This is a genomic window from Campylobacter sp. (assembly GCF_017646085.1).
In the GTDB taxonomy this organism is placed as follows: Bacteria; Campylobacterota; Campylobacteria; order Campylobacterales; family Campylobacteraceae; genus Campylobacter.
Genome location: NZ_JAGCNF010000077.1, coordinates 1 through 21481, shown reverse-complemented (window position 1 = coordinate 21481; position 21481 = coordinate 1). Strand labels below are relative to the sequence as shown.

Annotated in this window: 25 protein-coding genes and 1 pseudogene; 1 reads left to right on the top strand and 25 read right to left on the bottom strand. The window is 33.4% G+C overall.

Annotation, left to right across the window (positions count from 1 at the left end):
- Positions 1–6: 6 nt before the first annotated feature.
- The 5 genes from thrB to J6V67_RS04320 are packed head-to-tail and all read right to left on the bottom strand — an operon-like array spanning position 7 to position 4524.
- Positions 7–888, bottom strand: a complete 882-nt coding sequence (thrB, locus tag J6V67_RS04340) for a homoserine kinase (protein WP_291859289.1) — start codon at positions 886–888, stop codon at positions 7–9.
- A gap of 9 nt (positions 889–897) precedes the next feature.
- Positions 898–1296, bottom strand: coding sequence for a glycoprotease (locus J6V67_RS04335; RefSeq protein ID WP_291859286.1), 399 nt, complete (start codon positions 1294–1296; stop codon positions 898–900).
- Between the two features lie 44 nt (positions 1297–1340).
- Complete coding sequence (gene lpxC / locus J6V67_RS04330) at positions 1341–2225, bottom strand: UDP-3-O-acyl-N-acetylglucosamine deacetylase (RefSeq protein WP_086225367.1); 885 nt, start codon at positions 2223–2225, stop codon at positions 1341–1343.
- Between the two features lie 58 nt (positions 2226–2283).
- The gene (locus tag J6V67_RS04325; protein WP_291859281.1) at positions 2284–3633 is read right to left on the bottom strand and encodes a M23 family metallopeptidase; all 1350 of its coding nucleotides are present in this window, start codon (positions 3631–3633) and stop codon (positions 2284–2286) included.
- A 60-nt stretch (positions 3634–3693) separates the two neighbouring features.
- Complete coding sequence (locus tag J6V67_RS04320; RefSeq protein ID WP_291859278.1) at positions 3694–4524, bottom strand: prephenate dehydrogenase; 831 nt, start codon at positions 4522–4524, stop codon at positions 3694–3696.
- 119 nt (positions 4525–4643) lie between these two features.
- Here J6V67_RS04320 and bamA point away from each other — a divergent pair, with 119 nt between their 5' ends.
- Positions 4644–6914, top strand: a complete 2271-nt coding sequence (gene bamA, locus J6V67_RS04315) for an outer membrane protein assembly factor BamA (protein ID WP_291859276.1) — start codon at positions 4644–4646, stop codon at positions 6912–6914.
- A gap of 36 nt (positions 6915–6950) precedes the next feature.
- Here bamA and J6V67_RS04310 read toward each other — a convergent pair whose 3' ends face one another.
- The 20 genes and pseudogenes from J6V67_RS04310 to J6V67_RS04215 all read right to left on the bottom strand — a co-directional run.
- Positions 6951–8429 carry a Ppx/GppA phosphatase family protein gene (locus J6V67_RS04310; RefSeq protein ID WP_291859273.1) on the bottom strand — a complete coding sequence of 493 codons (1479 nt, stop codon included), beginning with the start codon at positions 8427–8429 and terminating at the stop codon, positions 6951–6953.
- Positions 8430–8445: 16 nt separating this feature from the next.
- Positions 8446–9657 (bottom strand): sensor histidine kinase KdpD, encoded by a 1212-nt coding sequence (locus J6V67_RS04305; protein ID WP_291859270.1) that lies wholly within the window; start codon positions 9655–9657, stop codon positions 8446–8448.
- A gap of 38 nt (positions 9658–9695) precedes the next feature.
- A complete protein-coding gene (gene hsrA, locus J6V67_RS04300) occupies positions 9696–10367 on the bottom strand; it encodes a homeostatic response regulator transcription factor HsrA (RefSeq protein WP_086225363.1) in 672 nt (223 codons plus the stop codon).
- Positions 10368–10448: 81 nt separating this feature from the next.
- Positions 10449–10766 (bottom strand): dihydroneopterin aldolase, encoded by a 318-nt coding sequence (locus J6V67_RS04295; protein WP_086227228.1) that lies wholly within the window; start codon positions 10764–10766, stop codon positions 10449–10451.
- The gene (gene plsY / locus J6V67_RS04290) at positions 10763–11380 is read right to left on the bottom strand and encodes a glycerol-3-phosphate 1-O-acyltransferase PlsY (RefSeq protein WP_291859264.1); all 618 of its coding nucleotides are present in this window, start codon (positions 11378–11380) and stop codon (positions 10763–10765) included. Before plsY ends, J6V67_RS04295 begins: the two co-directional genes overlap by 4 nt.
- A 5-nt stretch (positions 11381–11385) precedes the next feature.
- On the bottom strand, positions 11386–12372 hold the full coding sequence (locus J6V67_RS04285) for a beta-ketoacyl-ACP synthase III (RefSeq protein WP_291859261.1): 987 nt from the start codon (positions 12370–12372) through the stop codon (positions 11386–11388).
- Positions 12369–13361: a phosphate acyltransferase PlsX gene (plsX, locus tag J6V67_RS04280; protein ID WP_291859258.1), complete on the bottom strand. Its 993-nt coding sequence runs from the start codon at positions 13359–13361 to the stop codon at positions 12369–12371. Before plsX ends, J6V67_RS04285 begins: the two co-directional genes overlap by 4 nt.
- Before the next feature lie 8 nt (positions 13362–13369).
- Positions 13370–13516, bottom strand: a complete 147-nt coding sequence (gene rpmF, locus J6V67_RS04275; protein ID WP_291859255.1) for a 50S ribosomal protein L32 — start codon at positions 13514–13516, stop codon at positions 13370–13372.
- A gap of 1 nt (position 13517) precedes the next feature.
- Complete coding sequence (locus tag J6V67_RS04270) at positions 13518–13883, bottom strand: hypothetical protein (RefSeq protein WP_291859252.1); 366 nt, start codon at positions 13881–13883, stop codon at positions 13518–13520.
- A gap of 10 nt (positions 13884–13893) precedes the next feature.
- Positions 13894–14307, bottom strand: a complete 414-nt coding sequence (ndk, locus tag J6V67_RS04265; RefSeq protein ID WP_291859250.1) for a nucleoside-diphosphate kinase — start codon at positions 14305–14307, stop codon at positions 13894–13896.
- Between the two features lie 89 nt (positions 14308–14396).
- Positions 14397–14681 (bottom strand): DUF362 domain-containing protein, encoded by a 285-nt coding sequence (locus J6V67_RS04260; protein ID WP_291859246.1) that lies wholly within the window; start codon positions 14679–14681, stop codon positions 14397–14399.
- Positions 14682–14765: 84 nt separating this feature from the next.
- A complete protein-coding gene (gene motB, locus J6V67_RS04255) occupies positions 14766–15482 on the bottom strand; it encodes a flagellar motor protein MotB (protein WP_291859243.1) in 717 nt (238 codons plus the stop codon).
- Positions 15483–15490: 8 nt separating this feature from the next.
- Positions 15491–16261, bottom strand: coding sequence for a flagellar motor stator protein MotA (gene motA / locus J6V67_RS04250; RefSeq protein ID WP_291859240.1), 771 nt, complete (start codon positions 16259–16261; stop codon positions 15491–15493).
- Between the two features lie 69 nt (positions 16262–16330).
- Entirely contained in the window at positions 16331–18955 is a 2625-nt protein-coding gene (gene polA / locus J6V67_RS04245) for a DNA polymerase I (protein WP_291859237.1), read from the bottom strand.
- The gene (locus tag J6V67_RS04240; RefSeq protein WP_291859235.1) at positions 18933–19262 is read right to left on the bottom strand and encodes a hypothetical protein; all 330 of its coding nucleotides are present in this window, start codon (positions 19260–19262) and stop codon (positions 18933–18935) included. The genes polA and J6V67_RS04240 overlap by 23 nt, the downstream gene beginning before the upstream one ends.
- On the bottom strand, positions 19263–19919 hold the full coding sequence (locus J6V67_RS04235) for a 16S rRNA (uracil(1498)-N(3))-methyltransferase (RefSeq protein ID WP_291859232.1): 657 nt from the start codon (positions 19917–19919) through the stop codon (positions 19263–19265). It lies immediately after the preceding gene.
- Entirely contained in the window at positions 19916–20323 is a 408-nt protein-coding gene (locus J6V67_RS04230; protein WP_291859229.1) for a hypothetical protein, read from the bottom strand. Before J6V67_RS04230 ends, J6V67_RS04235 begins: the two co-directional genes overlap by 4 nt.
- Positions 20320–20499, bottom strand: a complete 180-nt coding sequence (locus J6V67_RS04225; protein ID WP_291859226.1) for a hypothetical protein — start codon at positions 20497–20499, stop codon at positions 20320–20322. The genes J6V67_RS04230 and J6V67_RS04225 overlap by 4 nt, the downstream gene beginning before the upstream one ends.
- The gene (locus J6V67_RS04220) at positions 20499–21080 is read right to left on the bottom strand and encodes a 6-carboxytetrahydropterin synthase (protein WP_291859223.1); all 582 of its coding nucleotides are present in this window, start codon (positions 21078–21080) and stop codon (positions 20499–20501) included. The genes J6V67_RS04225 and J6V67_RS04220 overlap by 1 nt, the downstream gene beginning before the upstream one ends.
- Positions 21081–21083: 3 nt before the next feature.
- A pseudogene (locus J6V67_RS04215) lies at positions 21084–21481 on the bottom strand (7-carboxy-7-deazaguanine synthase QueE); the annotation flags it as partial.

Sequence of the window (21481 nt, the reverse complement as noted above, 5' to 3'; positions counted from 1 at the left end):
TTATTTTTAGCTTTTTATATTAAATCCATCGTTGTCAATATCTAAAATTACAACCCTAAATTTACTAAACTCGCTCTGCAAAGCCTGCGCTAAAGCTTGCGCTCTATCATCATAGGTTAAATTCAAAAAGCTTGATCCACTTCCTGAGAGTGTACTCATTAAAGAACCATTAGCATATGCTACTTCTTTAACCCTAAAAAGCTCTGGTAAAGCACTCATTCTGCGTTCTTCATGCATTTTATCAATGCTTGCAAGACGTAAATTATCATAATCTTTTTTAATAAAACAGCTACTTAAATAAGCAGCATGACTAAGATTGCTTACACACTCACTCATTGTGTAGTTTGCTGGGAGTTTGCCACGGCTTTGCTTGGTATTCATCGGCTCATCTGGAATAACAACCACAGCTTTTAAATTTGAATCAATATCTGTTCTTTGAGTAAAAACTGAATCGCCACTAACAATATTTACTGTAAATCCACCCCAAACGGCTGGCGAAATATTATCAGGATGATTTTCATACTGTAAAGCTTTATCCAAAATTACGCTACGCTCAACCTTAAATCCTGCAATATAATAAGCAGCTGCAATAGCGCCAACTATAACTGAACTAGAACTTCCTAGTCCTCTTGAAAAGGGAATATTGTTTACAAAGTTAAATTTATAATTTAAACTCTTACCATTTAAGCTAGCAATAGTTTCATTAAAAATATTCACAAATGTATTATTTTTTTTAAGAGCAATTTTATCGCTTCCCTCGCCTATAATATTAATAGAGCTAATCTTTTGTTCAGTGATGCTAACCTCATTATAAAGCTTTAAAGCTAGACCCAAAGAGTCAAATCCAGGTCCTAAATTCGCACTTGTTGCTGGTGTAAATATCGTCATTATAATCTCCTAAACTGCATCTATAACATAATTTGGCAACGCATCAACTATTAACTCCAAACCATCTAAACTTATTGGCAACTCAAATTCATACGGCTCAACTCTTTGTAGGCTAATAGTCCCATTTTTTAGCACAAAACTCATATTTTTATTGGCCCTAATTGGTTTAGCTCCATTTAAAGCAAATCCATCAACTCCATAAAACTCTAACCCACGAGCCACGCAAAAAGTACAAAGTGTCAAATAAGCAACCTTTAGCCCCATAAAGCTTCCTGGCCCATTAGCATAAATAATTTTACCAATCTCAAATTTAGCACTTAGCAAACCCAAAATCTCTCCTAAAGATTCGCTTGCTTTTTCATCGCTCTTAATCTGCTCAATTAAATTTCCACCTAAATATACACCCACAAGCAAGGGTGAACTAAGGCAAATTACTAATATATCAACCTTTTTTATGCAAATGCCTTTTCATACTCTTTTTGTGTTGCTTCACTTAGAGTTATAATCTCATAATTTTTCTCATCGCTTAATAGTGCTACAGTTAATTTATGATTTAAATCATGACTTCCAGCAAAAGCTTCATAATCTCCAATCATAGGCGCTCCAAGTAAGCTTATATCGCCAATTGCGTCTAAAATTTTATGGCGGACAAATTCATTTTCAAATCTTAACCCCTCAGGATTTAAAATTTTACCACCATCTATTACTACAGCATTATCAAGGCTTCCACCAAGAGCTAGTCCCATTGAATTTAGTTTTTGTACATCTTTTAAAAATCCAAAAGTCCTAGCCCTTGCTATTTGGTTTATAAAATTTTCTTTACTAAATTCAAAAGTATAACTTTGCAAACCAATTACTGGATTTTCAAATTTAATTGTATAGTTAAATTTTGGATTAGTTGATGGAGTGAGCTTGACATATTTATCGCCCTCACGTACCTCTACTTCGCGTTTAACTACTATTACTTTTTTATCAGCTTCTAGCTCGACTATACCAGCCTCATCAAGCATCATACAAAAACTAATAGCACTTCCATCCATCACTGGCACTTCATTTGCATCTAAAATAACTCTGATATTATCAATTCCATAGCTATTTATCGCACTCATTAGGTGTTCAATAGTCGATACTGTAGCTTTTTCATTGCCAATTACTGTAGCCATCTGAGTATTTAATACACTACTTGGCTCAGCTTTAAAACTTGTAGCCATATCACTTCTATAAAATACCACTCCGCTATCAGCTTCTAAAGGCTCTAAAATCAGCTTAATTGGCTCACCTTTGTGAAGACCAATTCCGACTCCTTCTACTCGTTTTCCTATAGTTCTTTGTTTCACAATATTCCTTAAAATTTTGCAAATTATAATCCTAAAAGGATTAAAAAATATTAAAATTTCAGCCTTTTATCGCTTTTTTGGCTGAATTTAAAATATCATAGATATTATCTTTCATCCATTTTCTATCCATCCACTCCTCAGGCCTAACCTCAACGCCTTGAATTAACACCCCAAAGTGCAAATGATCGCCAAGCGCTAATCCGCTAGTGCCAGTTTTACCAATTATATGCTTAGCTCCAATATGCTCACCAGGTTTAACCGAAGTACCATTACAGTGCCCATAAAGTGTATAAAGTCCAAATCCATGATATAAAATAATATTCTCACCATAAATTCCATTTAAATCATTATATGCCACAAAGGCTGCATTTTGTGTATCAATTGATGCCATCGCTGTACTAGCAAGATCTAGCCCCATATGCCAGCTTTGACTTACATCTTCTCCATTATAGGTATAAAATCTATGATCTCCAAAACTTGCCACTGCTGCACCATTTCTAAGCGGATAAAATGGTTCAATATAAAAGCTATCTATAATCTCTTCTGGTACTGCTGAAGTTATCTTATGAATTATATCTTCGTTTGAATCTCTTAGAGTTTCATTTACAAATTTAAACTTTGCAAGCCTATCAAGCTCTGAATAATTTTGAGCATATTGGTTGGCTAGCTCATCAATTTTACCATCTAAAAATCTATCATTCAAAGCAATTCTAGACTCTTTATATTTACGATCTTGCAAATAGTAGCCAATATTTGAGAAACTCTTATTCCCGGCTTTATCTACAGCCACAATTCTAGCTTTAAAATTTGGGCTTTGTAAATCCCATGCGAGCAAAGAAGCCCAGTAACCATCTTTTACGAATTTAGTTGGTTTAAAAATTCGATCTCCGCTTTGGATATAAACACTTTGCAAATTCTCATCAACTGCTTTAAAAACTACAACCGCTGAGCCACCTTTAGTAATTTTATATGATTGGTTTATGAGTTGAATTTGAGGATTTTTACTATCGATTATTAAATTTACCTTTTTACTAGCTACATTTCCACCTAAAAAGCTAGAATCCTTTGCTTCTATTAATAGCTCATATGCACGGTTTTTATCTAAAATTAGACTTTTTGGAAATTTTAAATTTATCTGTGCTTGATTTTGTGGTTCATTAAATTTTTCATCCATTATAATATGAGCGCTTTGTCCATCTACTAATGTAACTTTAAATGATTGTAGTGTACCATTATCACTAATATTTAGATCAATTGGAGTCTTTTGATTCCAGTAAATTTCATTATTGATAGATATTTTTGGTGGTTCTGGATCCATTGAATTTGAGTTTAATACTCCAACAACACCAAAAATAAGTCCGATAAAAATCAATGCAAATATAAAAGTTTTAACCTTTGAACCTCTCACAACTATCCTTTACTAAATTTAAATCGCAAAATTCTATCTAAATAAATTCAATAAATAGTATTAAAGTATCTCTCTTAAAGCGCGTGCAGTCTCCATCCACTCTTTTAACTCATCCCACTTCTCATTTTTTATCATATTTTCGCAAATTTCAAGTTCATTTTTAAATGATGTAATTGCTTCTAAAAGATTATCTTTATTTTGCTTAAAAATATCACTCCACATTTGTGGATTAGATTTTGCTATTCTTGCCATTCCACTAAAGCTACCAGCTGCTAAAAGTAAAATATTTCGTTTATTTTCCTCTTTTAGAGTCGAATTTACCAAGCTATAGCTAATCACATGTGGTAAATGTGAGATAATTCCTACATGATGGTCGTGACTTTTTGAATCCATAAATACAATCTTCATTCCAGCATGACTTAAAATCTCAACAACTCTTTTAACATGAAATTCTCCAGCACTCTTATCATCACAAACTACTACTACAGCGCCATTTAACAAAGTTTTAAAAGCAGCCTTTGGTCCTGAATTTTCTGTTCCAGCCATAGGATGAGCTGCAACAAAATTGCTCCTAATTTCAGTTGGGCATGAGTGTAAAATCTGCTCTTTTGTTGAACCAAGATCAACAATTGTAGTATTGCTTGGGATATCTTTTAAGTTTTGCATAACCTTAATAATAGCTTCAACTGGAATTGCTAAAAATATCATATCGCAGCTTTTTTTCATCTCTTCAAAGCTTATAATATCATCAACAAGCCCTAAATTTAGTGCATCATTTTCATTATTTTTATCTAAATCATATCCACTAACCTTGGCAATAAGCTTCATATCTTTTAGCGCTAAACCTAAAGACCCGCCAATAAGCCCAAGTCCAATAATCCCTACATGCATAGTGTTTCCTTAGAAATTTTTAGCGTGCGATTATATCAAATTTAGTCCAAAAGGCTACTTAATCAAAAGTTAAAAATATTTATGATACCATTTTACCCATTTTATTTTTAGGTAATTTTATGAAAAAAGCAGTACTTTCAAGCTTTATTGTAGCAGCCGCTTTGGAGGCTACTCAGATTCAGAGTATTACATTTAACGGTCTTTTACATCTCTCTAATGAGAGTGCAACTGATATTAGTGGGCTAAAAGTTGGTAGTAATTTTAGTGATGAGATCGCTAATCGTGCTATTATAAATTTATATAAACAAGGGTATTTTGAAAATATTACTATTGAAGAAAATGCAGGCAATATAATAGTAAATTTAGTCGAAAAGCCAGTAATTGCTAAAATTGATATTAATGGTGTTGTTACAAATGATCAAAAATCCATTGAACAAATAATAGATATCAAAAAAGGTCAAATGTATGACGAGTTTGCTCTAGAAAATACTAAGGTAAGAATTCGTCAATTTTATGAAGCTCGTGGATATTTTGATACTGTTGTAACTACCGATATTGCACCAATAAATGAGAATAAAAACTCACTTCATATAACTCTAACAGTAAATCGTGGTGAAAATATCATAATCGAAAATGTAAATTTAGTAGGAGCTAAAGCATTAGATTATTCAGATATCGAACCAGCCGTAGCAAATAAGAGTAGAGAATTTATGGGATGGATGTGGGGATTAAATGATGGCAAAGCTAAAATTTACGAACTTCCAGGTGATAGCACCAAAATTCAAGATGAATATCTAAAAAAAGGCTACTTAGATGCTAGCGTCTCAGCACCAAATTTAAACGCTCATTTTGATAATTACAAAGCTGATCTGACCTATTATATTAGTGAAGGTGAAATTTATAAAACTAATCAAATTAGTATTAAAGCGCCTGAGTTTTTAGAACTTGATACAGCTGAAATAATTGATGATTTTAAGCTGCAAAAGGGTGATATATTAAACTCATCATGGATGAAATTAGATATTAGCACTCTAGAAAATATAGTAGCAAATAAGGGCTTTGCCTATGTAAAAGTTCATCCAAATATTACAAAAAATAGCGATTATACCGCTGATATAGTCTATGAGGTAATTCCTGAAGAAAAGGTATATATAAGAGATGTAATAATAAGCGGAAATGATCGTACAGCTGACCGGATTATTAGGCGTGAGCTATATTTAACAGAAGGGAATTTATATAATAAAACCGATCTTATAGACTCTAAAAATGCATTAAAAAGAAGTGGATATTTTGAAGATGTCCAGATAATCGAAAAACGTGTAGATAAAGACCAAATCGACTTAGAAATAGCCGTAAAAGAAACCTCAACTGGTAGCATTGTAGGCGGTATAGGCTATGGAAGTAGCGATGGATTGCTATTAAATGCCGGAGTAAGCGACTCAAATGTATTTGGCTCTGGATATAAAGGTAGCATTATGGTTGATAAAAGCGATGATACATTAAGTGGAAATATAAATTTAACCAATCCACGTGTAAATGACTCAGCTTATAGTCTTGGCGGGGGGCTGTTTGCTAATGATTATAGCTGGGATGAGTATGATGAGCAAAACTATGGAGCTAATATTATAGGCGGAAGACAATTAGGCAGATATATAAACGCATATTTAAGCTACCAAATTGAGCGTAGCGAGATAGAGGGGCTAGATGCATTTTATAGAGATGCTGGATATCAAAATGGCGTAAATATCAAAAGCGCATTAACTCCTAGTATATCATTTAACAATACCGATGATTACTATGTCCCACGAAGTGGTATCATTGCATCAACTAGCCTAGAGTATGCCGGCCTTGGAGGCGATATGGAGTTTATCAAAAACCGAACTACATTTAATATTTATCAAGGCTTACAAGACTATATAGATATGGATTTGATTTTACGGTATAAATCTGGATTTGGATATATTTATAATGATGATAGCTCAAAATTGCCTATTAATGAAAAGCTATTTTTAGGTGGAATTAGCTCAATTAGAGGTTATGATAGCAGATCAGTTACACCAAAGAAAAAAATCTGCAATCCTAAAAATAGTAATGGCACTGTAGTAAATGGTTGTGAAATCATTGAAACTGGCGGCAAAATCAGCTTCAATAACTCATTTGAACTAAGCTTTCCAATCATTAATCGCCTTAAAATGCGTGGAGTGATTTTCTATGATTATGGTATGATTGGTCATAGTGATATTAATGAGATTAAGCGTTCTAGCACAGGTGCTGGGATTGAGTGGATTACTCCTATTGGACCACTTCAATTATTTTACGCTCAAGCTATCGATGATAAAAAAGGCGATGACACAAGTAGCTTTGAATTTACAATTGGTAGAAGATTTTAAGGTATTTGGTTGAATTTGATATCTATCAAATTCAACCTACTCAAACGAAATCACAAAAATCTCGGGCTTTATTAGTTTTCTTATCTCATTTTTTAACATAAAAAAATTCTTTGCACCTTTAATATATAAAGTATTTGAACTAAATTCAAAGCTAATATTTGGACTAAGGCTCAATGCTCCAGCAAGTCCAAGAATAAAGCTAAGCCATCTAACTACATCAATACTAGGAAGCAATTTTTCAAATTCACCAAGACTATTTATAGCCTTACCCTGATACTCGATCATAGCAGCGATTAGCGCCTTTTGCTGATGTGTGTAGCCGTAATTTAATGCATTTTTAACCAAATATCCACTATGAGCATTTTCAGAATAAAATCCAATACTTCTACCAATATTATATAGCTTTGAAGCGATTATTAACTCATTTTGATAATCTAAATTAATCTTATGAATAGGAGCTAAAATTTTAAATAGCATCTTTGCATATCTTGTAGTTATGCTATTATCACGCTTAGCAAAGCGATCTTGTAGACTTTTAAGACTTGGATTAAAACCTTTTGGAAAAGCAATTTTATGCATTTGCGGCATTTGAATTAACTCTTTGGATTTTAAATTTGGTCTTAGAAGATTAGCCAAAAATACTCCCTCTCTAATCCCAACACCACTAGTATAGACCATCTTAGCCTCAAGCGCTCTAGCAGCAGTGCTAAAAATTAACGCCCCTTGCCTAATAGTATCAAATCGATCTTTTTTAATGGCTATATTCTTTAGATCAAATTCCTTATCTGTAGCAATTTTACTAATTAAATTCAGATAATTTTTATACTCATAAGTAAAATTATGCACTAATCTAATTGGATGATTTTGCAACTGCATAATCGCACCAGATATAGCTCGCAAACTTCCACCAATTGCTATTATATTTTCATTTATAAAGTGCGATGGAATTTTAGCAATTATCTCTTGAGTAAATTTAATTGCTCCATCTATATCTCCCTTATCAAAAAATAGCTCTTTTAATCTAACTGTACCAATATCAAGCGAAATGATATCTACGATTTTGCCATCTTTGATTTTAGCTAACTCAGTCGAGCCGCCTCCAATGTCAATCGTAGTAGCCTCATTTAGAGGGCTAAGTAAATTTAGCGCTGCAAGCCCTCCATAAAAAGCCTCCATATCTCCACTGATCACTCGCAAATTTAATCCTAGCTGCCTTTTTACCATATTAATAAAGATATTCGAATTTGGTGCATCGCGCAAGGCTGAAGTACCGGTACATAAAACCTTGCTAACCTTATAAATTCTCAAAAAATGCTTAAATTCACTAAATGCATGTAAAACATTATCCATTGCTTGAGGCTGCAATACTCCACCACGCTCATAAGCGCCCTCGCCAAGACGTACCTTTACCTTATACTCACGAAGAATAAAAAACCCAAGCCTACTAGTTCGTTCAAATATCGCCATTCTAGCCGAATTTGATCCAAGGTCAATAACTGCAACTCTTTTTGACATTAAATCTCTTTTAAATTTATTTTTTATATTTACTATTTCGTATAGGTAGCGTTAGTGTCGCTATCGTTCCGCTTCTATCTATGCGATTACGCAGCTCAATCGTTCCGCCAAGTGCTTGTGCTGCTCCTTTAGCTAAAAACAATCCAAGTCCAGCCCCGCTGCTATTTCCATAGCGCTTAAATGGAGCAAAAAGATCCTTGCTCTCATCAATCCCAATCCCTTCATCAATCACACGAACGATAAATTCACCGTTTGCGAGTGTAGAATTTATCTCAATCGTGGCACCTTTTGGAGAGAATTTAATTGCATTTTGGACAAAATTTTGCAATACATGTAAAAATAGAGTTGGCTGGATCATAATCTTAAGACTATGAGGGCGCAAACTCATTCTAATATTTTTATCATCACCTTTTGCAAGAATTAAGAAATTATTACCAATCTCATTTATATAAGCAATCATATCAGTCATCACTGGTTGTTCAAACTGTGCGCCTTCTTGTCTGCCAATCTCCAAAATCGAGCTAATCATTTTATTCATCTGATTTATAGCTTCATTATTGTTTTTTAGCGTTTCAATATATTTTTGAGTATCACGCTCTTTAATAAGGGTAACTTCATTTTTAGTTTTCATTACCGCTAGTGGTGTTTTTAACTCATGCGCAGCTCCGATAAAAAGCTCCTTTTGATACTGTACAAAGGTCAAAATCCTACCAATTAATCTATTTACTCCATCACCCAAAGGCTTAAATTCAACCGGAAGCTCATCTGTTTCAACCTCTTGAAGAAATCTCTCATTTAACTGCCCAAGCTTTAGACAAAACGAACGAAGAGGCGCTAGCAACATTCTAGATAAAAATAGCGCATAAAATAAAATTAAAAATATTGCTGTGGCATTAATGATTAAAATATCAACTAAAATTTGATCTACTATTAAACTATACTCGCTAGTATTTTTAGTTAATACTAAAAGACGGTTTTGATATGGATAATATAGCGTTAAATATGTAGCATTAATATCTTTAGTTGAGACAAATTCAGGTCGAGTGAGATTATTATCATTTAAGACTATTTTAATTAGATCAAAATTACTATTTTTATACTCAAGACTTTCATTCTCTTTCATTGCAGAGATATTCTTAGCCTCCAAAGTTAGACTTTGGACTATATTTTCAAAGATTGTAATCTTAATATAGTGGTATAACATCACCGAAAATATAACAATTAGCATCGTAGAAGCTGATGCTAATTGTAGGGCAAATTTAGCCCTTAAGCTTTTTTGGGAAAGCAAAATCTATATCCACGGCGTCTTACTGTTTCAATTGTAGAAATATTAAGTGGTTTATCCATTTTTTGGCGAATTTGATTAATAGCAACCTCAATTACATTTGGCGTAACTAGCTCAGGCTCCTCCCAAATAGCATCTAAAAGTTGTTCTTTGCTTACAATCTGGTCGCTATGGCGTGCTAGATGAGTTAAAACCTCAAATGGTTTACCTTTTAATTCAATTTCTGTGCCTTGATATGTAATCTTTTCTTCATCTGGATCAATTGTTAAATCATCGATTTTAATCACATTTGTACCGCCAAAACGAAGTCTAGCCTCAAGTCTAGCAACTAAAATATCAAAATCAAATGGCTTTTTAATATAATCATCAGCACCAGCTCTAAAAGCTTTTATTTCACTTTCTTTATCATCTTTTGCTGAAATAATTACTACAGATGTACGTGGAGATTTTTGTTTAATAACATTAATTAAATCAATTCCATCACCATCTGGAAGCATAAGATCGCTAAGTACAAGATCATAATTGCGAATACCAATAAAATATTCTGCATCATTAAAATTTTCAGAATTATCTGTTTGGTAACCAAACTCTTGCAAACCTTCGGCTATAGTTTTGCCTAGCGTAGTCTCATCCTCTACTATCAAAATTCTCATTAGCTTTTCCTTAAAAGTAAAAAATTTAATGCGAGATTATAGCAAAATTTAAGCCAAAATTCAAGAAAATTTAAACAATTTTTAATAATTCTTTATTATTTTTGCACCTACAGTAGCATTTTTAATAATTTGAGTTTTGGAAATTTTCATATAAAAACTATTTAGACTTGGGTAGTTTTCTTTAAATTTAATAGAAAAATACTCTAGTGCATCCTCTATTTTATAAAATTTTTGCTCTTTAAATTCACTTTGTGTAACTTCACAGACCTTAGCATAATCTATAAATTCATCGGCGCTAAATTCCATATCGATACAAACTCTTTGAGCTTCGACTCGTTCAAAATCTAAAAGACCAATTATTGTATCAAACTCGAGGCTATCAACAAAAACACTAATCAAATAACCTTGCCCTCAGAACCACTTAATAGGCGTTTAATATTTGGCATATGCTTATAAACTACAATGAATGCAATAATTAAAATTGGCGCATGCGTGTTAATTTCAGGTAGATCATAGTGGAATATAAATGATGATACAACCATTGCAAGAAGCGCTATAAGTGAAGCTAAGCTAGAAATCTTAAGCACTTTACCAGTGATAAACCACGCAACTACTGCAATCATAAGCTCCAAAGGTAAAAAGTACGCCAATACGCCAGCACCAGTAGCAATTCCTTTACCGCCTTCAAACATCAAATATGGAGAAAAACAATGTCCTACAACAGCCAAAACTCCCATCGCCCAAAGAGTAGCTATGTCAAGTTCAAATATAAATTTACCAACCAAAATAGGTATTACACCCTTAAGTGCATCAAACACAACAGTTAAAATAGCAAGTTTTTTAGCAAGCGCAGGATTGCTCCCTTTAATTACTCTTAACACATTTGTAGCACCAATACTTTTACTGCCACTTTTTTTAATATTTATTCCACCAAAAAGTAGGCCAAAAAGTAGGCCAAAAGGTATTGCGCCAATTAAATAAGCAACTAAATAGGCTATTAAATTCTCATTCATATCAACTACTTTCCACCAAAATAAAGAAGCGCTGAACCCCAAGTAAATCCACCGCCAAAAGCATCAAGCAATATTAATGAACCATTTTTTAGTCTATTATTCTCATAGGCATCATTCATCGCCATAGGAATAGATGCTGAGCTAGTATTACCATACTTTTGCACAGTTACAACACATTGAGAGTCGCTAAAATTTAATCTTTGTTTTACTGCTTCAATAATTCTTAAGTTAGCCTGATGAGGAATAAAAAGATCAATGTTTTCAGATGGAATTTTATTTTTCTCTAAAATATTAACCACATCTTTTGTTAGAGTATTCACAGCGATTTTAAAAACATCGTTACCAGACATTTTCATAAAATTTAGTCGATTTTCTATAGTATCCTTATTTGCAGGATTTACAATAGCACAACCTGGAGTTATTAATAGCTCACCTTTGCTTCCATCGCTTGAAGTATGTACATCTAAAATTGGATTGTTATCTCTTGCGCTAACTACGGCTGCGCCTGCTCCATCACCAAAAAGCACGCAAATACTACGATCACTCCAGTCCATAATCGTACTAGTTTTCTCAGCTCCAATAATTAAAATATTTCTCTTGGCACCGCTTTCAATCATAGATTTAGCTAACTCTAAAAGATAAATAAATCCTGTACAAGCCGCACTAATATCAAAGGCTGTTACATCTTTTAGGCCTAGTTTATTTGCGATCACACAAGCAGTTGAAGGCATGCAAAAATAGTCTGGTGTAATAGTAGCGCATATTACAGCATCGATATCACTCTTATCTAATCCTGAACGCTCCAAAGCTTGCAAAGCCGCCCTGTAACCTAAGTCGCTTGTAAATTCATCCTTAGCGATACGACGCTCTTTAATTCCAGTACGCTTAGTTATCCATTCATCGCTAGTATCAACTATCTTTTCTAAATCATAATTTGTAAGAATATCTTTAGGAGCATAAGCACCAATTGAAATTAACGAAGCTTTAGTCATTTTGCAAACTTTGTAAGCTCATTTGAAATAACCTCATTTATGCTAGATTCTGAGAATTTAAGAGCTTGGAATATTGCGTTTTTGATAGCTTTTGGACTTGATTTACCATGGCTGATGATTACACAATCTTTTACACCAAGAAGTGGTGCACCACCATATTCATCATAATCAATCTGGTTTTTAAGCCCTCTAAATACACTCTTCATCAAGATCGCACCCAATATTGCAAGCAAAGATTTTTTAACACTTTGTTTGATAATTTTAGTAATTGCACTAGCAACACCTTCGCTGGTTTTTAATAAAATATTACCAACAAATCCATCACAAATAATAACATCAACACTTCCATCAAAAATTTGATTGCCCTCTACATTTCCGATGAAACTATCGAGTTTTTTAAGCATTTCAAATGCATCTTTTGTAATTTCATTGCCTTTGCAATCCTCTTCACCGTTGCTAAGTAGACCAATTCTAGGATTATCAATCTTCATAATCTCTTTAGCATAAGCATAGCCCATAATAGCAAATTCAAATAAATTTTCTGCCTTACAATCAACATTTGCACCAACATCTAAGACCAATGTTTTTTGATTAGCCTGTGTTGTAGGCATTAAAGTAGCAATTGCTGGCCTACTAATACCCTTTACTCGTCCAAGACGTAAAGTTGCTAAACTCATACTAGCGCCACTATGACCGGCTGATACTACTGCTTTACAATCTCCATTACGAACTAGCTCGACAGCTTTAAATATCGTACTTTCTTTACGTTTTAGCGCATCAGTAGCACTCTCATCCATAGCAAACACTTCACTAGATTGAACAAAAGTAATAAATTTAGAGTATTTATGTGGAATAAGGGATTTTAGCTTACTCTCATCACCTACTAAATAAGCTTGAAACTCTCTTTGTTTTAAAGCTTCAATAACTCCAGCTATAATTGGTTCAGCACCAAAATCCCCGCCCATAGCGTCAATTGCTATTTTAATCATCGTTTATATTAGTACTCGCCAGTTGTTATATTTACACGGTGAGGCATTTTCCAGCTGCCGTCTTTATCTTTTACCGGCATTGGTAATGTAACTTTATAGTGGGTTCTACGCTTTGCAGCTCTTGTATGACTCACTCTACGCTTAGGTACTGCCATTTTACTCTCCTTCTAAAATTTTACACTTATCACAATAAAAATAATCGCTTTTAAAGGCCTCTAACTCACCAATTAAGATCTCATCTGTATCTATTATACCATCAAAAAATTCTATGGTATTGCTTAGCTCATTATCACTATCTTTATAGATACCATCGCTTAAAATTAGATTTAGTTCTTCATCTAGGCTTAAAACTATATCAGTGCCACAACTATCACAAATATGCTCTAATTCACCAATTAATCTACCGCTGCACTTGGCTAAATTTAGAGTAGTTTTTTTAATACTACCGCTAAATTTAACTCCATTAATACTACTTTCAAAATTAACTGGCGTAGTAGTTAGCTTATCAAAGCGAATTTTCAATTAAATAACCTTAGCAGATCTCTCTACTAGCAAAGAAAAATGCGATTTCTATTTTAGCATTTTCTAAGCTATCGCTACCATGAACTGCATTTGCATCAATACTCTCAGCAAAATCAGCCCTAATAGTACCAGGTGCTGCCTCTTTAGGGTTTGTAGCACCCATTAACTCTCTATTTTTTAAAACAGCATTTTCGCCCTCAAGCACCATAACTACAACTGGACCACTAGTCATAAAATCAACTAAATCATTGTAAAATGGTCTGCTAGCATGTACTTCATAAAATTTTTTAGCATCTTCTACGCTTAATTGTACTTTTTTAGCTGCTGCGATTCTAAGCCCATTGCTTTCGAATCTATCGATAATTTTACCGATTACGCCCTTTTTTGTGGCATCTGGTTTGATTATTGATAGAGTTTGTTCCATATCGATCTCCTATTAATCAGGTTTTAAAAATCGTGATTATATCAAAACTAAGCTTAAAAAAATAGTAATCTTTTTTAATTATAGTTAGATTAAGCTATTACAGCGTTTGTGCCATCTCTTAGGTCTGCGCCAATATCGCCTCTACTTGGTTGGCCTGCAACTACATCACTCCAAACAATACATCCATCAGTTGGACATGCGCTAGCACAGGCTGGTTCTTCATTATGACCTACACACTCAACACATTTATCAGCATAAACATAATATGTATCTTCACCAGTCGGATTATCTGCGTCATCCACAATTGCGCTAACTGGACACTCATCAATACAAGAACCACAACTAATGCAGATATCAGTAATTTTTACAGCCATTTTATACTCCTCAAATTAGAAATTAATCCAGTAGGTTATCAAATTTAAACTTATATATAACTTAATATAAAATGATAATGATTCTTATTTAAGCTCACTAAGTATATCTAAAACTGATTTTTGAAGCGCCTTATCTTTAACATCGATCTTAAAATATATTTTAGCAATTTTTAAATCACTATTTATAATATTTACACTATCACCAAATGATGTTATACGCATTCTTTTAGTATCTACACCGTTATTTGCCAGCATTGCAAACACACTATAAGCACGCTCGATTCCTAGCCTATAATCAGTAGCATAATCGCCAAAATCATCAGCATAACCTCTAATATCCACAGCTACAGAAGCTGGAATTTTATTTATAATCATAGATACAATATTGATAAAGTTTATCACATCTGGATTATAAATTTTTGAACTTTGATGATCAAATTTAATGTTTGCTGGTAAATCAATCGCCACTTGATTTTCTGCTTGATCTAGTGTAACTTTATATCTCTCATTATTTACATTTACATTTGTTGGCGTATCGTTTTGCACCTGCATTGCAATACTAGGACTATCAAATTCCTTATCGCTTCTTGATGGTTTTTTAGTATCTTTTAATGAGTGAGTATCAGGAAAATCAAATATCTTTATAAATTCAGTCTTTAATGCCTCTATTTTGGCTTTATTAGTCGCTGAAATCGCATAAAGTGCAATAAAAAGCGCCAAAAGCAAAGAGAGAAAATCCGCATATGGAACAGCCCATTTCTCACCTGCTGGACACTCTTGTGCTTTTTTCTTCTTTGCCATATTCTACCTTAGTTAAATTGTGAATTTCTTGGTTCATTTTTATCTAGGAAGTTAAATAATTTTGCTTCCAAGCTTCTTGGATTTGCTCCTTCAGCAATACCGATTAACGCTTCTAGGATCATCTCTTTTTCTTTTATGATATCTTTTGCATTGTTTAGCATTTTATTACCCCACGGAGTAAAAATAGCATACGCACCCATAATACCAGTAACAGTCGCTGTAAATGCCGAAGCAATACCAGCAGCCATCGCAGCAGGATTATCAAGCAACTGTAATGCAAGCATAAGACCCATAACCGCCCCAACTAGTCCAAATGTCGGGCAGCTCTCACCAGTTCTAATCCAATAATGCGCACACTCGTGATAATATTCTTCAGTTGTCTGAATAGATAACTCTAGATGTTCTTTGACTTCATTTATAGGTTGACCATCAACTAACATATTAAGCCCAGTTTGCAAAAATTCATCTTCAACTGCCATAGCCTTTTGTTCTAAAGACAAAATTCCATTTTTTCTAGCTAGCGTACTATACTCTACTAGCTCTGCAATCCTAGCACTCATATCTACACCAGAGCCTTTAAATACAATCTTTAGCTCTTGAAAAGTAGCCTTGATATATTTTTTGTTTGTAGCAGTCATAGATGAAAACATCGCTGTAGGTACAACAATGAGTACAGAACTAAGATGCAAAACATGCAAAGGATTACCACCTTCTAAAATATCTCCAACCGAGATACTTGTGATGGAAAAAACCATCCCTAAAATAGTAGAAATATCCATAAAGACCCCATTTTAAAAATTATTTAATTATTGCATAATTTAACAAAAATTTAACTGAATTTCACCAAATTACTTTAGATTAGCCCAATTTTTTGCTATATTATAGTTCACGACCAATGGAACATTTAAATTTACAACACTGCTCATAACATTAGCCACTTGTGCCCCAAACTCCTGTGCTATATCATCACTAACTTCAAAAATCAACTCATCGTGAATTTGAAGCAGCATCTTTGCATCGCCTAACATTGGGCGAATTTTAAGCATTGCAAGCTTAATAATATCTGCAGCGCTACCTTGAAATTTGCTATTTACTGCTTCTCTTTCATACATTGCAACCTGCATAGCTGATGCATTAGAAAAATCAAAATACCTACGCCTACTAAGTAAAGTCTCTACAAATCCATCTCTTTTGGCGCTATCTTTTATACTTTGAAGATAATCTTGAACGCCACTAAATGCATTAAAATATCTAGTAATATACTCTTTAGCTGCCTTTTTGTCAATATCTAAATTGGCACTAAGTTTATTAACTCCCATACCATATATTAATCCAAAATTTATAGATTTTGCAATTGCTCTATTTTGCTCATTTGACTCACCAAAGATATTTATAGCTGATTGAGCATGAATATCTTTACCACTTTTAAATGCCTCCACAAGTGCTACATCCTCACTAAAATGCGCTAGTAATCTAAGCTCAATTTGAGAATAATCAAGACTTAAAAGACTATAACCATCTTTTGCTTCAAATACTGCTCTAAACGGCTTAGCATAACTTCCACGAGCTGGGATATTTTGCAAATTTGGATTTTTGCTAGCTAATCTACCAGTTGCTGTACCAGTATGAATAAAACTGGTATAAACCCTGCTATCAACATCCTTTTGGGCTAAATTTAAAATCGGCTCACAATATGTACTTTGTAACTTATAAAGCTCTCTGTACTCTAAGATTTTAGCGACACATGGATGAAGCTCTACTAGCTCACTAAGTACACTCTCATCGGTGCTATAACCAGTTTTTGTCTTTTTTTTGCTAGGAAGCTTTAATTCATCAAACAGCACTTCACCTAACTGTTTAGTAGAGTTTATATTAAATTTTATTCCACATAGCTCATAAATTTGAACCTTTAAGCTCTCTAACTGGGTATTATTTTTATCAATTAACTCCCTAAGCTTAGATTGATTTACTTTAATTCCATTATCTTCCATATCAAGTAAAGTTAATATAAAATCAAATTCAATCTCATTGGCAATTTTTAGCATATTAGGCTCAAGTTTCTTACAAAAACTATTATAAAATCTAAGCGTTATCCACGCATCTTCAGCTGCATATTTTGCTGCGCTCTCTAGTTCTACGCTAGCAAAGGTTTCACCCTTTTTTACAACGCTTTCAAATTTAATCGTATCATAATCATAAAGTTTTTTAGCTAGTGCATCCATTCCTACACTCGTACTTGGATTATCTAGCCATGCCATTATCATCGTATCAGCATAATTTTTAGGTGGTTTTATACCAAAATTATTTAGTACAATTTTAAAATCATATTTTAAATTCTGCCCAATTACAAAAGCTGAAAAAATCTGCTCAATTGCCCAAGCTGCCACTTTATAGCTAACCATATTAGGTACACCAAGATAGCTATGATTTATAGGAACATAGTAACTCTTTTGTTCATTAAAACAAAAGCTAAATCCTACAATTTTAGCCTCTCTAGCCTCTATGCTAGTTGTTTCAGTATCAAAAGCAATTAGCGTATCACTACTAATACCCCCTAAAATCCTTTCTAGCTCACACTCATCAGTAATCAAAACCGGCTCAAAACTTAGCTCCTTTACTGGCTCATCACTTCTAAGATTAGCTAAAAGGCGATTTAATGAGTACTCTTTTAGAATATCTTGTATCTTTATAAGTGGATTATTTTGAGGAAATTTGGCATTTTGTAAATCTGGTGTTTTAAGCCCATCATATAAACTTGCAAGCCTCTTAGATATAAAAGCACTCTCTTTGCCATCAAAAAGCAAATTTTTAGTTCGCTCATTTCTGACTTGATTTAAATTCTCATACAAATTCTCAATAGTTCCAAACTCATCTAAGAGCTTTTTAGCTCCTTTATCACCAATACCCTTAACGCCTGGAATATTATCAGCGCTATCACCAGTTAAGGCTAAAAAATCTCTAACCTGCTCAGGATATATGCCATATTTTTCATAACAACCATCCCTATCATATAGCTCCTTTTTGGCTGGGCTATAAATACTTACTCTATCATTGATTAACTGATATAGATCCTTATCATGAGTTACAACTTTTATTTGTAGATCATCTTGTTGGTTATTTTTGATAAAACTAGCGATGATATCATCAGCATCATATCCATCAACTCTTAGACTACACAAACCCATTCTCTCAATCATATCAATACATATTGGAAGCTGCTCTTTTAGCTCCTTTGGAGCTTCTGAGCGGTTAGCTTTATAATTTGGATCTATATCATTTCTAAAAGTTTTACCTCCACTATCAAGGGCAAAAACAATATAATCACTATGAAATTCTTGCTTTAAATTTGCTATAAAATTTGCAAATCCATGTATCATACCACTTGGTTTGCCATCTTTATTTTTAAGTCCACTCATCGCATAGTAAAGGCGGAAAAAAAATCCAAAAGTATCAATTATTGTTAGAGTTTTCACGCTTTCTCCTAAATTTATCACAAATCTTACAAAGGCCAAATTTATACGCCATATTTCTAAACGCTATAAAAATAAAGGCACCAATATAAATTCCGCCAAAATCTTCCAAAAATCCAATCATAAGCTCGCTAAATTCAATATCATCAGGCCGCATCAATGCTAAATAAAAGCTAAAAATAGTTGCACTGATTAAAAATATTAATCGTTTCTTCTCTTTAATATTATAAAAAAACCCAAGAATAAAGCCAGGAATCGCACAGATTATAGCACGCACTAAGCAAACAATAAGAATTATTACAATTTCCATCTATATTAAAAACCTACTTGCAACGCCGATAATTGCGCTATTTGAGCGAAGTATATATGGTGAGTTTAATGCAAATTTAGTTAAAATTTTCTCTCTTTCTTTTTGACTAAATCCGCCCTCAGGTCCAACAAATAAGATCTTATCTCCTTCATATTCATTCAAATTTACTCCACCAAAATCAATCAAAGCAATATTTTGTTTATAGGTTAAAAGCTCATCAATACTATTAAAAATCGCAATCTCCATGATAGAATTCCTACCGCACTGCTGAGAACTGCTAATTAAAATCCGCTCTAATCGCTCTAAATTTATCTTAATATTTCGCTGAGAAAACTCGCAATATACTAAATTTAATCTTCCAACGCCTAGCTCATTTAGGCTAGGCAAGCTCTTTTCTATAACACTAAGCTCAACTACTGCCCACGCTAATTCAAATTTATGCTCAACTGGCAAAATTAAAGATTTAAATACTAGCTCCAAAAGCGCCTTACGCTTATCTATGCTAGTAATTTCATAAATATAACTATAGCCATCACGCAGATTTCGCACATCAACTCTCTTGCCTTGACCAAGGCGCAAAGCTTTTAAGTGACTAAATCCATCTCCATCGATTTCTATAAAATCCCCACCAGCACTGCTATTATAGATAAATTTCATAAAGCAATCCCTATAAATGTCCCAAATCCTACGATTATCATCTCACAAATAATTTTAATAGCCATAAATCTTTTAAATTTGCTAAATTCCTTATTAACCCTTACTGCTTTTAACCGCTTAAACCCAATCGCACCAAGCGGAATTAATCCTATCCAGCATACAATCATTACCCAAATTGATAAACTCATACTAAAGTGCAAAATAGCCAAATTTAGCATTCCAGTAAAAAATATAAATGCCATAAAAACATAATAAGTCGGTAAGAAAAGCATAAGTCTTTTAATATAACCAAATTTAGCCGTATCGCCGATAAACACAAGCCCTAAATGAACCACAAGCAAAGCTAAAAGTATCTTTATAAATCCAAGGTGCAAGCTAGCACTAAGCGTATATGTCTCAATCATTCTGCTACCGGCATTGGTGGAAAGTCGCTATCAATTGTTGCATTACCATCGCTTTTAGCAATTGGCACATCTGGCGGCGGAATTTCTATAGCGTCATTTTTATTGGTTTGCGATGCTTTATCCTCACAACCATAAAAGCTAACAATTAATAAAATTATCAAGGCTAATTTTCTCATTAACACTCCTTTGGATTTATAAATTTATTTCCATTTTTAAGCTGTTCGTAAAAATCAAAATCATTCCACTCATTTTTAATCTCATCACTAAAGATTATCTCATCTAAATTTATAAGCCCCATTTTTGTGCTATATGCATCCTCTCTAAAACACTGCGCATAACCAGTAGCTGTTTCATGCACAATAATACTATAAAGCTCCACACCTTTTTCACTATTTTGCATAACACACTGACTAAGCAACTTATCAATTAATACAAAAAATATACGGCTAAAATGCTCTGCGCTTGGATTATATGGAAGCTCTATCCAGCGTTTAGAATGCTTTTTCATATCATTTTTATACTCATCGCTATCTTTTGCATATAATGTGGTCGTGTGATCAAAACTATCAATAATCATTCTAATGTGCTGTTTCATAAGCCCAAAATCATAAACCATTCCAGCAGCATCAAGATAATCAGACTTTAATAACACCTCACATCTATAGCTATGACCATGAATACTCTCTTTGCAACGCTTAGAGCTACAAAATCTTACGATATGTGCATTTTCAAAATCATAAATTTTTCTAATTATCATACATTAAACTCCATTTAAATCATTCCAAATTCGAATATGCAATCTATCGCTATAATTAAATCCATTTTCTATGCATAAATTTACTACATTTTTAGCGTTGTGTTCTAGCTCATTTTGGTCTCTTGCTAAAGGCATACACCAAACCTCGCCATTTTGTAAAGCTAAAATCTCTTTAATTTCATCAATCTGCTCACCAGTAGTTACAAATTTATAAAAACAACTAGCATTGCTAAGTAGTGATTTTAATGCTTTTTTATTAATTCTTTTATGGACTGGCTCACCACTTAGGGCTAATTTTACACTTACAGCAAAAGTGCATTTTTTATATATTGGAAATTTAGCAAAATCAACATCAATTGTTCCATTTGTCTCAAACTGTACGCTAAATCCCACACTAATAG

What these genes read in the sequence shown, in the direction of transcription:
- bamA (WP_291859276.1), top strand. Translation starts at nt 4,644, where the DNA reads ATGAAAAAAGCAGTACTTTCAAGCTTTATTGTAGCAGCCGCTTTGGAG.
- J6V67_RS04285 (WP_291859261.1), bottom strand. Translation starts at nt 12,372, where the DNA reads ATGACTAAAGCTTCGTTAATTTCAATTGGTGCTTATGCTCCTAAAGAT.
- J6V67_RS04310 (WP_291859273.1), bottom strand. Translation starts at nt 8,429, where the DNA reads ATGTCAAAAAGAGTTGCAGTTATTGACCTTGGATCAAATTCGGCTAGA.
- J6V67_RS04305 (WP_291859270.1), bottom strand. Translation starts at nt 9,657, where the DNA reads ATGCTAATTGTTATATTTTCGGTGATGTTATACCACTATATTAAGATT.
- motA (WP_291859240.1), bottom strand. Translation starts at nt 16,261, where the DNA reads ATGGATATTTCTACTATTTTAGGGATGGTTTTTTCCATCACAAGTATC.
- J6V67_RS04220 (WP_291859223.1), bottom strand. Translation starts at nt 21,080, where the DNA reads ATGATAATTAGAAAAATTTATGATTTTGAAAATGCACATATCGTAAGA.
- J6V67_RS04235 (WP_291859232.1), bottom strand. Translation starts at nt 19,919, where the DNA reads ATGAAATTTATCTATAATAGCAGTGCTGGTGGGGATTTTATAGAAATC.
- J6V67_RS04240 (WP_291859235.1), bottom strand. Translation starts at nt 19,262, where the DNA reads ATGGAAATTGTAATAATTCTTATTGTTTGCTTAGTGCGTGCTATAATC.
- ndk (WP_291859250.1), bottom strand. Translation starts at nt 14,307, where the DNA reads ATGGAACAAACTCTATCAATAATCAAACCAGATGCCACAAAAAAGGGC.
- motB (WP_291859243.1), bottom strand. Translation starts at nt 15,482, where the DNA reads ATGGCAAAGAAGAAAAAAGCACAAGAGTGTCCAGCAGGTGAGAAATGG.
- plsY (WP_291859264.1), bottom strand. Translation starts at nt 11,380, where the DNA reads ATGAATGAGAATTTAATAGCCTATTTAGTTGCTTATTTAATTGGCGCA.
- rpmF (WP_291859255.1), bottom strand. Translation starts at nt 13,516, where the DNA reads ATGGCAGTACCTAAGCGTAGAGTGAGTCATACAAGAGCTGCAAAGCGT.
- J6V67_RS04260 (WP_291859246.1), bottom strand. Translation starts at nt 14,681, where the DNA reads ATGGCTGTAAAAATTACTGATATCTGCATTAGTTGTGGTTCTTGTATT.
- J6V67_RS04320 (WP_291859278.1), bottom strand. Translation starts at nt 4,524, where the DNA reads ATGCATGTAGGGATTATTGGACTTGGGCTTATTGGCGGGTCTTTAGGT.
- J6V67_RS04225 (WP_291859226.1), bottom strand. Translation starts at nt 20,499, where the DNA reads ATGAGAAAATTAGCCTTGATAATTTTATTAATTGTTAGCTTTTATGGT.
- J6V67_RS04230 (WP_291859229.1), bottom strand. Translation starts at nt 20,323, where the DNA reads ATGATTGAGACATATACGCTTAGTGCTAGCTTGCACCTTGGATTTATA.
- plsX (WP_291859258.1), bottom strand. Translation starts at nt 13,361, where the DNA reads ATGATTAAAATAGCAATTGACGCTATGGGCGGGGATTTTGGTGCTGAA.
- thrB (WP_291859289.1), bottom strand. Translation starts at nt 888, where the DNA reads ATGACGATATTTACACCAGCAACAAGTGCGAATTTAGGACCTGGATTT.
- hsrA (WP_086225363.1), bottom strand. Translation starts at nt 10,367, where the DNA reads ATGAGAATTTTGATAGTAGAGGATGAGACTACGCTAGGCAAAACTATA.